The 12,228-nt window shown below is 72.9% G+C and carries 13 protein-coding genes and 2 pseudogenes; 8 read left to right on the forward strand and 7 right to left on the reverse strand.

Annotated features, from left to right (window positions below):
* Positions 1–50 precede the first annotated feature (50 nt).
* Positions 51–1,103 (forward strand): tetraacyldisaccharide 4'-kinase, encoded by a 1,053-nt coding sequence (gene lpxK, locus H2038_RS14445; protein ID WP_292114732.1) that lies wholly within the window; start codon positions 51–53, stop codon positions 1,101–1,103.
* A 70-nt stretch (positions 1,104–1,173) separates the two neighbouring features.
* Here lpxK and H2038_RS14450 read toward each other — a convergent pair whose 3' ends face one another.
* Complete coding sequence (locus H2038_RS14450) at positions 1,174–2,436, reverse strand: amidohydrolase family protein (protein ID WP_292114763.1); 1,263 nt, start codon at positions 2,434–2,436, stop codon at positions 1,174–1,176.
* 178 nt (positions 2,437–2,614) lie between these two features.
* Here H2038_RS14450 and H2038_RS14455 point away from each other — a divergent pair, with 178 nt between their 5' ends.
* Positions 2,615–3,313 (forward strand): murein L,D-transpeptidase catalytic domain-containing protein, encoded by a 699-nt coding sequence (locus H2038_RS14455; protein WP_292114735.1) that lies wholly within the window; start codon positions 2,615–2,617, stop codon positions 3,311–3,313.
* On the opposite strand, the gene H2038_RS14460 is transcribed toward H2038_RS14455, so the two are convergent.
* From H2038_RS14460 to H2038_RS14475, 4 genes are all read right to left on the reverse strand, one after another.
* Positions 3,310–3,585 (reverse strand): type II toxin-antitoxin system RelE/ParE family toxin, encoded by a 276-nt coding sequence (locus H2038_RS14460; protein ID WP_292114738.1) that lies wholly within the window; start codon positions 3,583–3,585, stop codon positions 3,310–3,312. The two genes, H2038_RS14455 and H2038_RS14460, sit on opposite strands and share 4 nt — an antisense overlap.
* A complete protein-coding gene (locus H2038_RS14465; RefSeq protein ID WP_292114740.1) occupies positions 3,573–3,770 on the reverse strand; it encodes a CopG family transcriptional regulator in 198 nt (65 codons plus the stop codon). The genes H2038_RS14460 and H2038_RS14465 overlap by 13 nt, the downstream gene beginning before the upstream one ends.
* 85 nt (positions 3,771–3,855) lie before the next feature.
* Positions 3,856–5,130 (reverse strand): phosphoribosylamine--glycine ligase, encoded by a 1,275-nt coding sequence (gene purD / locus H2038_RS14470; RefSeq protein ID WP_292114743.1) that lies wholly within the window; start codon positions 5,128–5,130, stop codon positions 3,856–3,858.
* Positions 5,131–5,175: 45 nt separating this feature from the next.
* A complete protein-coding gene (locus H2038_RS14475) occupies positions 5,176–5,334 on the reverse strand; it encodes a hypothetical protein (protein WP_292114746.1) in 159 nt (52 codons plus the stop codon).
* Positions 5,335–5,449: 115 nt separating this feature from the next.
* Here H2038_RS14475 and xseA point away from each other — a divergent pair.
* The 4 genes and pseudogenes from xseA to H2038_RS14495 all read left to right on the forward strand — a co-directional run.
* Positions 5,450–6,934, forward strand: a pseudogene (gene xseA, locus H2038_RS14480) (exodeoxyribonuclease VII large subunit); the annotation flags it as partial.
* A 46-nt stretch (positions 6,935–6,980) separates the two neighbouring features.
* Positions 6,981–7,181, forward strand: coding sequence for a DUF2093 domain-containing protein (locus H2038_RS14485; RefSeq protein WP_292114767.1), 201 nt, complete (start codon positions 6,981–6,983; stop codon positions 7,179–7,181).
* A 530-nt stretch (positions 7,182–7,711) separates the two neighbouring features.
* Positions 7,712–8,008: pseudogene (locus tag H2038_RS14880) on the forward strand (M23 family metallopeptidase); the annotation flags it as partial.
* A 113-nt stretch (positions 8,009–8,121) separates the two neighbouring features.
* A complete protein-coding gene (locus H2038_RS14495; RefSeq protein ID WP_292114749.1) occupies positions 8,122–8,631 on the forward strand; it encodes a response regulator in 510 nt (169 codons plus the stop codon).
* Here H2038_RS14495 and H2038_RS14500 read toward each other — a convergent pair.
* Both H2038_RS14500 and H2038_RS14505 read right to left on the reverse strand, forming a co-directional pair.
* Positions 8,604–9,536, reverse strand: coding sequence for a lipid A biosynthesis acyltransferase (locus tag H2038_RS14500; RefSeq protein ID WP_292114752.1), 933 nt, complete (start codon positions 9,534–9,536; stop codon positions 8,604–8,606). The genes H2038_RS14495 and H2038_RS14500 overlap by 28 nt on opposite strands.
* Entirely contained in the window at positions 9,526–10,296 is a 771-nt protein-coding gene (locus H2038_RS14505) for an SDR family NAD(P)-dependent oxidoreductase (RefSeq protein ID WP_292114755.1), read from the reverse strand. The genes H2038_RS14500 and H2038_RS14505 overlap by 11 nt, the downstream gene beginning before the upstream one ends.
* Before the next feature lie 107 nt (positions 10,297–10,403).
* On the opposite strand from H2038_RS14505, the gene H2038_RS14510 reads away from it, so the two are divergent.
* Positions 10,404–11,672 carry an EAL domain-containing protein gene (locus H2038_RS14510; RefSeq protein WP_292114757.1) on the forward strand — a complete coding sequence of 423 codons (1,269 nt, stop codon included), beginning with the start codon at positions 10,404–10,406 and terminating at the stop codon, positions 11,670–11,672.
* Positions 11,673–11,749: 77 nt separating this feature from the next.
* Positions 11,750–12,208, forward strand: coding sequence for a DUF411 domain-containing protein (locus H2038_RS14515; protein WP_292114760.1), 459 nt, complete (start codon positions 11,750–11,752; stop codon positions 12,206–12,208).
* Positions 12,209–12,228 lie beyond the last annotated feature (20 nt).

Below are 12,228 nucleotides of genomic sequence, written 5' to 3' on the forward strand. Positions count from 1 at the left end.
CAGCGGGGGGTGTTCAGCTTCACCGGCGCCCCCGCCCGGCGAGGCCGCCGGTGAAGCTGAACACCCCCCGCTGGTGGTACGACCGCGAGCGTCGCCACGCGCCGGTGACGCGGATGCTGCTCAAGCCGGCCAGCTGGCTCTGGGCTGCGGCCACCGCCCGCCGGCTCGCCCGCGCCACGCCGGTCGATCCCGGCGTCCCGGTGATCTCCATCGGCAACCTCACCGTGGGCGGCTCCGGCAAGACCCCCGTCGCCCGCGAGGTCCTGCGCCTCCTCCGCGCCGCCGGGGTCGAGGCCCACGCCCTGTCGCGCGGCTACGGCGGCTCGCTGCCGGGCCCGGTCCGCGTCGACCCGGCCGTCCACGCCGCCGCCGAGGTCGGCGACGAGCCGCTGATGCTGGCGCTCGACAGCCCCGCCTGGATCGCCCGCGACCGCGTCGCCGGCGCCCGCGCCGCCGTCGCCGCCGGGGCCCGGGCCCTGGTCCTCGACGACGCCCACCAGAACCCGGCGCTGGGAAAGACCCTCAGCCTCGTCGTGGTCGACGGCGAGACCCGCAACGACGAATGGCCGTTCGGCGACGGCTCGGTCTTCCCCTCCGGTCCCATGCGCGAGCCGCTGAAGGCGGGGCTCGCCCGCGCCGACGCCGTGGTCGTCCTGCTGCCGGCCGACGCCCCCGACGCCGACCCCGAGCTCATCGAGGTCTTCGGCGACCTCCCGGTCTTCGTGGCCCGCCTGCTGCCCGCCGCCCCGCCGCCGGCCGGACCGCTGGTCGGCTTCGCCGGCATCGCCAAGCCGTGGAAGGTCGAGCGCTCGCTCAAGGCCGCCGGCGCCGACCTGAAGGACTTCGCCCCCTTCCCGGACCACGCCGCCTTCCGCGAGGCCGACCTGCGCTTCCTCGCCGACCGCGCCGACCGGTTCGGCGCGCAGCTGATCACCACCGAAAAGGACTGGTCCCGCCTCCCGCCGGAGTGGCGCGAACGGGTCGTCAGCTGGCCGGTCAGGGCGACGTTCGAGGACGAGGCGGGGTTCGCCGCCCTTTTGAGGAGTGCGGTCCCCCTCCACCGCCGTTCCGGCGGTCCCCCTCCCCCTGCGGGGGAGGAATAGCGCGTTCCGTTCCTCCCCCGCAGGGGGAGGGGGACCAGCCGAAGGCTGGTGGAGGGGGTCGGCCTCGCCCCTACTCCGCCCGGTGCACCACCCCGTCCTTCATCACGAAGCGCACCCGCTCCAGCTCCGTCACGTCGCTCAGCGGGTCGCCCGCGACCGCGATCAGGTCCGCCGGCATGCCCGGCGCGATCCGGCCCGCCTCGTCCGAAATCCGCAGGTGGTCCGCCGCATTGACCGTCGCCGCCTGCACCGCCTCCAGCGGGGTCAGCCCCGCCCGCACCAGCAGGGCGAACTCGCCGGCGTTGTCGCCGTGCGCCGACACCCCGCTGTCCGTGCCGAAGGCGATCCGCACCCCGCCCTCGTGCGCCCGGCGCGCCATGTCCAGCATCTTCGGACCGGCCTCCAGCGCCTTGGCCGTCTGGGCGGGGGTGAAGAAGTTGTCCGGTCCCGCCGCGATGCGGGCCACGAAGTCCCCGGCCATCAGCGTCGGCACCAGATACACCCCCTCGCGCCGCATCAGCCGGATCGACTCCGCGTCCAGGTAGGTGCCGTGCTCGATCGAGTCGCCGCCGGCGCGCAGGAAGCTGTTGATGCCGTCGGCCCCGTGGGCGTGGGCCGTCACCTGCCGGCCCATGCGGTGGGCGACGTCGACGATGGCGGCCAGCTCGGCGTCCGAGAACTGCTGCCCCAGTCCCGCCGCCGTGTTCGACAGCACCCCGCCGGTGGCGGTGATCTTGATGATGTCGGCGCCCGAACGCACCTGGGTGCGCACCGCCCGCATGCAGTCGTCCGGCCCCGAGCAGACGCTCTCGGACGACAGCAGGTGCATGACGTCCTCGCGGTAGCCGTTGATGTCGCCGTGGCCGCCGTGCACCGATACGGCGCTGCCCGAGGCGATCACCCGCGGCCCCGGCACGTCGCCGCGCCGGATGGCGTCGCGCAGGGCGAAGATCGCCTCGTTGCTCGCGCCGAGGTCGGCCACCGTCGTGAACCCCGCCATCAGCGTCCGGCGGGCGTAGCGGGCGCCGACGAAGGCCTGCTCGGCGTCGGACTGGGTCACCTCCTCCAGCCGCGCGTTCGGGTTCTGCTGGCCGGTCAGGTGCACGTGGCTGTCGATGAGGCCGGGCAGCACGAAGGCGCCCCTCAGGTCCACGATTTCGCCGTCCCCGACGAAGCCGTCGCGGATTTCGACCACCCGGTTCCCGCGGATCACGAGAGTTTTATCGCGCGCGACCTGACCGCTCGCCGGATCGGCCAGAAGTCGCCCCACTTGGACGTACGTCGTTCTGGCGTCGGGAGAATTCCCGCTGGAAACGGGGACCTGGGCGGCCACGCTGGTGGCCACACATGCGGCGATGGCGGCGATGACGGTGGTGATCGGCTTCACGAAATCCTCCCGGAGACAGCCTCCACCCTGCCCCTGCGGCGTCCCGCCGCCAAGGCCCTGCTTGCCCCGCGGCCCGGGTTTTGAAACAAACTGACGTATTCAGTGAACATGCGAGGGGCGTCGCATGCGGCTTGCCAGACGTGGATTCATCCTGGGCGGAGCGGCCCTCCTGTCGGGGTGCGCCACCGCCTCCGCCGCCACGCGGCAGACGGCCGCCGTCGCGCCGATCCTCGTGGAGCCCCAGGTTCCGCCGCGGGCGCCGGAGATCATCACCTCCCAGCTCAACTCGACCCGCCCGCTCGACCCGCGCGGCCAGATCCGTCCCGAGCTGATGCAGCGGGCGCTCGCCGCGCTCGACATCCATTCCGGCAAGATCACCCGGCGCGACCGGATGTACCTGGTCGACTTCACCAAATTCTCGGGCGACGAGCGGCTCTACGAGGTCGACCTTGAGGGCGGCGAGATCACCCTGCTGCGCACCTGCCACGGCCGCGGCTCGGACCCGTCGCACACCGGCTACGCCCGCGAGTTCTCGAACACCCCCGACAGCCACATGTCCTCGGTCGGCGCCTACGCCACCGCCGGCGCCAGCCACGGCGCCCAGCAGGGGCCGAACGTCCTCCTCGACGGGCTGGAGTACACCAACAACCTGGCCCGCGAGCGGGCCATCATCATTCACGGCGCCGACTACGCCGACCCGGACTTCCTCGCCCGCGAGGGCAAGCTGGGCCGCTCGTACGGCTGCTTCTCGGTGGCCCACCACGACCTCCCCCGCCTGCGCGAGCGCATGGGCGAGGGCCGCCTGCTGTTCGCCTGGGCCTAGGGCGCCGGCCGTCGGGCCGAGTGGCGGATACGGACTATGTAAACCCGGTCACCGGCGACCGTGTACCGGATCAGGTAGGGTTTCACCGTCGTCAGTTCGCGCGTGCCGTGGATCGCCGGCCGCCCTTTCTCCGCGAACGACGCCAAGCTGTCTCCAGCTGCCTTCAATCGAACGAAGAAGCGAGCCGCCACCCTTGGACTGAAACTGGCGAGGTAAAGGCTGATCGCCTCCAGATCGGCGAGCGCCTGATCCGTCCAGACTACTCGCCGCACTTCGGGCGGGGCAGGGGATTGGGGCTCGACCAGGACTTCACCCAGCGCATTACCGCTTCGTGGCTCACCACGCGGCCGGCCTCAATGTCCGCGAGGCCGCGGAGCGTCGCCGCTTCGTCCGCTGCCTCGTCCTCGAAGTCGAAGGCCGCTGGCCGTTCATCGAATTCGTTGCCAGGATCGCTCATAGAAGCGACTTTAACACACCCCGGCCGCCGCCTCATCCGCCTTCAACCTGCGCGGTTGGGCCGCCACGGCCCTCAACCCCCGGCGCTACCCCCGCTCCAGCGCCCGCCAGCCGATGTCGGTGCGGTAGAAGCCGCCGGGCCAGTCGATCTTCTTGACCGCCGCATAGGCCCGCTCGCGCGCCTCGGCGATGTCGGCCCCCCGGGCGCAGACGTTCAGCACCCGGCCGCCGGCGGCGACCAGCTGGCCGTCCTCCCGCCGCTTCGTGCCCGCGTGGAAGACCTGGACGTGCGGACCGAAGTCCTGTTCGGCGCCGCGGATGATCGAGCCCTCCAGCGGGCTGTCCGGATAGCCCTTGGCGGCCATGACCACGCAGATCACCGTCTCGGCGCTGAACGCCGGCGCCGGCGCGCGGCTCAGGTCGCCGCGCGCGCAGGCCAGCAGCAGCGGGACGATGTCCCCGTCCAGCCGCATCATCAGCACCTGGCACTCGGGGTCGCCGAAGCGGGCGTTGAACTCCACCACCTTCGGCCCCTCGTCGGTGGCCATCAGCCCGGCGTACAGCACCCCGCGGTAGGGATGGCCCTCGCGCGCCATGGCCGCCACCACCGGCTGGACGATCGCCTTGTCCGCCGCCTCGACCAGTTCCGGGGTGAACACCGGCGCCGGCGAATAGCTGCCCATGCCCCCGGTGTTGGGGCCGAGGTCGCCGTCGTAGGCGCGCTTGTGGTCCTGGGCGCCGCCCAGCAGCACCGCCCGCTGGCCGTCGCACAGGGCGAACAGCGAGCCCTCCTCCCCGGCCATGAACTCCTCGATCACCACCCGCGCGCCGGCGGCCCCGAAGCGGCCGCCCAGCATCCGCTCGATCTCCGCCTCGGCGTCGCGCCGGTCGGGGCTGATCGCCACCCCCTTGCCGGCGGCGAGGCCGTCCGCCTTGATCACATAGGGCGGCTTGAACACCTCCAGCGCCTGCCGCGCCTCGTGCAGCCGCTCATAGACGCCGTAGCCGGCCGTGGGGATCTCGTGCCGCTCCATGAAGGCCTTGGAGAAGGCCTTGGAGGTCTCCAGCTGGGCCGCCTTCCGCGTCGGCCCGAAGCAGGGGATGCCCGCCGCCGCCAGCCGGTCCGCCAGGCCCTGCTCCAGGGCGCTTTCCGGGCCCACCACCACGAGGTCGGCCTTGATCTCGCGCGCCAGCGCGGTCAGCGCCTCGGCGTCCGTGACCTTCAGCCCGACCAGCTCGCCCAGCTTCTCCATGCCCGGGTTGCCCGGGGCGATGACCAGCCGCTTCACCAGCGGCGACTGGGCGATCTTCCACGCCAGGGCGTGCTCGCGCCCGCCCGATCCGACCAGCAGGATGTTCATGGGCGCGCAATGACCGCCCCGCGCGGCCGGGTCAAGGCGTCGCGCTCAGCTGACCACCGACCAGACGACATAGCCGACCGCCGCCAGCATCAGGATCAGCACCACCGCCGTCCACGGCGCCAGGCCGGTCTCGCCGCTGCGCCGCCGCATGCCGCGCTCCCGCGGGCTCTGGTCGTTCGGGTCGATGCGGGGCGGCTCGCTCATCCCGCCCCAACGGCGCCGCTGGCGGGGAGTTCCGGACGCCGCGGCCCGATCTCGCAAGGTGCTCCCCGGCCGCGGCCGAGTTTCCCCGCGCCGCCCTTCCCGCTACCCTGCCCCGATGACCGACGACTCCTACGTTTTCGAGGGCCCGGCCGAGGCGGCCGCGCCGCGCGACAACAACCCGCCGCTGTCGATCTCGGAGCTGTCTTTCGCGCTCAAGCGGACGCTGGAGGACCGCTTCGGCCACGTCCGGCTGCGCGGCGAGATCTCCAAGGTCAACCGCCACGCCTCCGGCCACGTCTACCTGACCCTCAAGGACGACAAGGCCTGCATCGACGGCGTGGTGTGGAAGGGCGCGGTGCGCGGCCTCGGGGTGCAGCCGGAGACCGGGCTCGAGGTCATCGTCACCGGCAAGATCACCTCCTACCCGGCCCGCTCCTCCTACCAGATCGTCATCGAGAGCATGGAGGCCGCCGGCGCCGGCGCCCTGCTGGCCCAGCTGGAGCGGCTGAAGGCGAAGCTGAAGGGCGAGGGCCTGTTCGAGCCCGGCCGCAAGCGGCCCATCCCCGCCTTCCCCGCCGTGGTGGGGGTGATCACCAGCCCGACCGGGGCGGTCATCCGCGACATCCTGCACCGCATCGCCGAGCGCTGGCCCTGCCGGGTGATCGTCTGGCCGGTCGTGGTCCAGGGCGACGCCGCCTGCGGCCAGGTCTCCAACGCCATCCGCGGCTTCGACGCGATGCGCCCGGACGGGCCCATCCCCCGCCCCGACGTGGTCATCGTCGCCCGCGGCGGCGGCTCGGTCGAGGACCTGTGGTGCTTCAACGACGAGGGCTTGGCCCGCACCGTCGCCGCCGCCTCCATCCCGATCGTCTCGGCCGTGGGCCACGAGACCGACACCACCCTGATCGACTTCGTCTCCGACCGCCGCGCGCCCACTCCCACCGGCGCCGCCGAGATCGTCACCCCGGTGCTGGCCGACCTGCGCGCCGCCGTCGCCGATCTGGACCGCCGCCTCGCCCGCGCCGGCGGCCGGCTGCTGGAGGATCGACGCACCCGCCTTCGCGCCGCCGCCCGCGGCCTGCCGGCCCGGCCCGAGGACCTGCTCGCCCTGCCGGCCCAGCGCCTCGACCACGCCGGCAGCCGGCTCGCCTCCGGCCTGCACCGCAACCTCGCCGTCCATGAGCGCCAGCTGCTCGCCGCCGCCGGCCGCATCAGCCCCGCCCTGCTGCGCCAGCGGTTCGACCGCGCCGACGACCGCCTCGCCCACGCCGGCCAGCGCCTCGCGACGGGCCTCGACAGCGCCGTGGCGGCGCACGACCGCCGCCTGTCGCGGCTCGCCGCCCGGCTGACGCCGGCGCCCCTGCACCGGCGCCTCGACCAGCGGGCGGCGCGGCTGGACGCCCTGTCCGGCCGTCTCGTCCCCACCCTCGGGCGCCGCCTCGACGCCGAGGGCGCGCGGCTGGCCGCCCTCGCCCGCGCCCTCGCCAGCCTCGATCCGAAACGGCCGAAGCCCGGCTTCGCCCGGGTGGAGACCGCCGAGGGCGTGATGATCCCCGCCGCCGCCGGCCTGCAGGCGGGGCAGGCGGTCCGGCTGGTCTTCGCCGACGGCGCCCGCGGGCGGCGGCCGGCCGCGCTAGCCTCCCCCCATGTCCGACCCGACCTCCGACCTCGCCCTCCTCCACTACGGCGACGGCGAGTTCGCCGTGATCCGCCCCGGGCGCGCGGTGACCTGCGCCGTCTCCGGCAAGCCGGTGCCGCTGGAGGTGCTGCGCTACTGGTCGGCCCGGCTGCAGGAGGCCTACGCCGGCCCCGCCGAGGCCTTCCAGCGGCTGGCGCAGGTCCCGTGACCCCGCGCCGGCGGGACCTGCTGGCGGGCGCTTCCGCCCTCCTCGCCGCCGGCTCCGCCCGCGCGCAATCCGATGATCTCCGGCTTGAGGGCCGCTTCGTCCAGGGCGGCTGGGCGATCGGCCGGACCTGGCCCCGCGCCCTGGTCTTCGTCGACGGCGAGGCGCTGACGGCGGCCTCGGCCGGCGGCCTGTTCGTGATCGGCTTCGACCGCGACGCGCCGGGATCGGTGGAGGTCGAGGTCCGTTCCGGCGGCCGCCGCGCCGCCCGCCGCCTCGACGTCCTGCCCGGCCAGTTCATCGAGATGCGGATCGACGGCCTCCCCCCGGCCACGGTGGAGCCGACCGATCCGGCCCTGCTGGCGCGGATCCGCCGCGAGGCCGCGCTCAAGGCCGAGGGTTTCGCCAGCCGCCTCGACGCCGACCATTTCCGCGACGGCTTCGACTGGCCCCTGCCGCCGGGGTTCCGCGTCTCCAGTCCGTGGGGCGCCCGCCGCGTGCTCAACGGCACGCCCGCGCGGCCGCATTACGGGATCGACCTCGCGGCGCCGGCCGGCGTCCCGGTCCTCGCCCCGGCCGCCGGCCGCGTGACCCTCGCCGAGCCGGACCTGCACTTCGAGGGCGGCCTGGTGCTGATCGACCACGGCCAGGGCCTGGTCACCGCCTGTCTGCACCAGTCGCGCCTGGAGGTGCGGGCCGGAGAGGACGTGGCCCGGGGCCAGACCGTCGGACGCGTCGGCATGACGGGGCGCGCCACCGGACCGCACCTGTGCTGGCGGATGAAATGGCGCGACCGCAACCTGGACCCCAGCCTGATGGTGAAAACCTGAGTTTCTTCCGCTGTTTGTGAACTCACCACGAAGCCCCGACCGCGATTGCGGCCCGGCCTCGGTCGGGCTAGATGAGGCCGCCCCCGCGTCCCCGGCTCGCTGTTGTCCGCTTCATGACTGACCTTTCGACCCTCCAGGTCCTCCTCGTCGACGACAACCAGCACATGCGCGCGATCGCCTCCGCCGTGCTGAAGTCGGCCGGCGTCAATGAGGTGCGCGAGGCCGGCGACGGCGGCGCGGCGCTGGAGATCCTGCACAGCCACCCGGTCGACCTGGCCATCGTCGACTTCAACATGTTCCCGCTGGACGGCGTCGAGTTCACCCGTCTGGTGCGCAACAGCCCGGACAGCCCCAACCCCTACCTGCCGATCATCATGATGACCGGCCACGCCGGAAAATCCCGCGTCTATGAGGCGCGCGACGCCGGCGTCACCGAGTTCGTGGTCAAGCCGATCACGGCCAAGGCCATCCTCGAGCGGATCCAGGCGGTGATCTTCCGGCCGCGCCCCTTCGTCCGCACCGACAACTATTTCGGCCCCGACCGGCGTCGCCTGCAGAAGCCGGACTACCTCGGTCCGCGCCGCCGGGCGACCGATCAGTCCCGGGATTCCAGCGCCGAATAGACCCGGTCGGGCCATCGCTTGTGGACCCAGAACCAGTCGACCGGATGCTCGCGCACCCGATCCTCGACGAAGGAGGTCACCGCCTGCACGCCCCAGGCGATGTCGGCCTGGCGGTCTCCCGTGCGGGGAATCTCGATCGGCTCGTGCGCCGTCACCCGGAAGCGCACCCCCGGCAGCCGCACCACCGACATCGGCTGCAGCACCGTGCCGTGGCGCAGCGCCAGGCGGCTCGGCCCCGGCGCCGCGTTCACCGGCTGGCCGAAGAAGACCGCCTCCGGCCCCTCGCTGAACTTCTGGTCGTTCATCAGGGCCACCGACTCGCCCCGCTGCATCCCCTGCAGCAGCTCGCGCGCGCCCTCGCCGCCCTTGGGCGCGAACAGCTTCACCCCGTAGCGCGCGCGGGCCCGCCGGATCTGGGCGTCGACGTACGGATTGTTGGCCGCGCGGTAGGTGATCTGGCACGGCACGCCCGCCGCGAGGATCGCCGCCGCCATCAGCTCGAAATTGGCCAGGTGGCCGGACACGAAAACCACCGGCCGGCCGCTGTCGCGGATGGCGTGCAGCCGCTCCATTCCGACCACCTCGACCCGGCCGCTGTCCAGCGTCAGCTGGTCCATCACCGCCGTCTCGGCGAAGGTCCGGCCGGTCTGCTCCCAGGCGTCCCGCGCCAGCGCCTCGCGCGCCGGCTCCGCCATGTCGGGGAAGGCGATGCGCAGGTTGCGGGTCACGGTCCGGTGCGTTCCGGTCTTCGGCCCCAGGGTCCGCAGCAGCCGGCCCCCGAGGGCGGAGGCCCGCTCCACGCCGAGCAGCCGCATCAGGCCGATGAAGCCCGCGAAGGCGATCGCCTCGGCCCGCCAGGCGAGGTCCCGGCCGAAGCCGGGCCGCCGCTCGCCGTCACCAGGCAATGGTGATCCCGCCGTCGACCACCAGCGTCTGGCCGGTCATGTAGCTGGCCGCCGGCGAGGCCAGATAGACCGCCGCCCCGGCGATCTCGTCCGGCTGGCCGATCCGCTTCAGCGGGGCCGGGTCGGTGACCTGCTTCAGCAGTTCGGGGTTCTCCCACAGGTAGCGGGCGAAGTCGGTCTGCACCAGGCCGGGGGCGATGCAGTTGACCCGCACGTTCGACGGTCCCCACTCGACGGCGAGGTTGCGCGCCAGCTGCATGTCGGCCGCCTTGGAGATGTTGTAGGCGCCGATCAGGGCGTTGCCGCGCAGGCCGCCGATCGACGAGACGATGATGACCGCCCCGTCCTTCCGCTCCAGCATCTGCGGCGCGACCATCTGGATCAGCCAGTGGTTGGAGACGACGTTGTTCTGCAGGATCTTGCCGAACTGCTCGTCGCTGATCCCGGCCATCGGCCCGGCATAGGGATTGGTCGCGGCGTTGCAGACCAGGATGTCGATGCGGCCGAAGGCGGCGTTGGTCTCGTCGACCAGCCGCTGCAGCTCCTCCTTCGAGGCGATGTTGGCCGGCACGGCGATGGCGCGGCCCTCCCCGTGCTTCGCATTGATCGCCTGGGCGACCTCGTCGCACGGCCCCGCCTTGCGCGACGAGATCACCACCCGGGCGCCGTGCTCGGCCAGACGCTCGGCGATCGCCTTGCCGATGCCCCGCGACGAGCCCGTGATCACCGCGACCTTGCCGGTCAGGTCGAACAATTCCATCGTTAACCTCGATAGTGGTGGGGAAAGCCGTCGAACGGCTAGGCGATTTGTCCTGATACCCCGATACTCGGCCGATTCCATCCGGGAAGGCGGATTCGGCCCTGCCCATGCGCGCTGTCACCAACGGCTTTCTGTTCTTCGGCTACCTGTTCCTGTCCATGACGGTCGGGACCTTCCTTTGGCGCGCCGGGCTCGGCGCGGGCGCCGGCGTGGCCGCGGGTCTGGCCGCCGCCGGCCTGCTCCTCGCCGTCCACGTGCTGGTCGTCGGCCGCAGCCAGCGCGCCGCCCTGAAGAAGGAGATCGACCAGGTCCGCGAGGCCCACCGCCTGCTCGCCGACGCCATGGAGTCCACCCAGGGCGCCCTGACCGAGCTGGCCCAGGCCATCGAGACCGGCGCCCTGTCCTCGACCGAACAGCTCTCCGGCGAGGTGCGCATGCTGGAGTCCCTGATCCAGCAGATGAGCGAGTCGATCGACGAGCGCCTCTCCCGCCCCGCCGCCGCCAACCCCTTCGAGGCCCGGCACCAGCACCAGTCCAACGCCCTGCTGCAGACCATCCACGAGGCCCTCGCCGAGAACCGCGTCGACCTCTACCTGCAGCCCGTCGTCTCCCTGCCCCAGCGGCGGACCATCTTCTACGAGAGCTTCACCCGCCTGCGCGCCGCCGACGACCGGGTGATGATGCCGGCCGAATACCTGTCGATCGCCGAGGGCGAGGGCCTGGTCCCGGCCATCGACAACCTGCTGCTGTTCCGCTGCGCCCAGATCGTCCGCCGCCTCGCCCGCCAGGACCGCAAGGTCGGGGTCTTCTGCAACGTCGCCCTGTCCTCGCTCGGCGACGAGACCTTCTTCCCGCAGTTCCTCGACTTCCTCAGCGAAAACCGCGACCTCAACCAGGCCCTGATCTTCGAGCTGGGCCAGGCCGTGTTCGACGCCCGCGGCGCGGTCGAGGCCCGCAACATGGCCAAGCTGGCCGACCTCGGCTTCCGCTTCTCGATCGACAAGGTCCAGACCCTCGACCTCGACTTCGCCGACCTGCAGCGCTCCGACGTCCGCTTCCTGAAGATCTCCGCCGACCTGCTGATCGAGCAGTTGCTCGACCCCGACGCCTCCCCCGCCCTGCCGTCGCTGCGCGACATCCAGGCCGCGGACTTCGCCGCCCTGACCCGCCGCTACGGCATCGAGGTCATCGCCGAGAAGTGCGAGAGCGAGCGCCAGATCGTCGACATCCTCGAGCTCGACGTGTCCATGGGCCAGGGCCACCTGTTCGGCGAGCCGCGCGCCATCAAGGAGCAGGTGCTGGCCGAGACCGACCCCCCGGCCGAATTCCTCCGCTCCACCCTGCGCACCGCCGAACAGCGCCGCCGCTACCACTGACGGCTGCGACAGCACGCACGGCGCATCGGTCCCCGCGATGCGCTAGGCTGCCGCCCTCGTTCGCCTGCGGAGTTCCCATGGCCCTGCCCGCCTCCCGCCGCGCCGTCCTGCTCGGCGCCGCCCTCACCGTTCTCGCCGCGCCCGCCGTCGCCGCGCCGGAGAAGCGGCTCGTGGTCTACAAGACGCCGACCTGCGGGTGCTGCGGCGGCTGGGTCGCCCACATGCGCCGCGCCGGCTGGACGGTGCAGGAGATCGTGCGCGACGACCTCGCCCCGATCCGCGCCCGGCACGGCGTGCCGGACCGGCTGGCGTCGTGCCACACGGCCGTGGCCGGACGCTACGCGATCGAGGGCCACGTGCCCGCCGCCGACGTGGAGCGCCTGCTGCGCGAGCGCCCCGCCGCCCGCGCCCTCACCGCCCCCGGCATGCCCGCCGGCTCCCCGGGCATGGAGGCCGCGGGGCGCGAGCCCTACCGCACCCTGCTGATCCTCGACGACGGCTCCACGCGCGTGTTCGGCCGCCACAACGGCGCCTGACCCTCCGCCGCACCCCCTCC

Source organism: Brevundimonas sp. (genome assembly GCF_013912005.1).
Lineage (GTDB): Bacteria > Pseudomonadota > Alphaproteobacteria > Caulobacterales > Caulobacteraceae > Brevundimonas.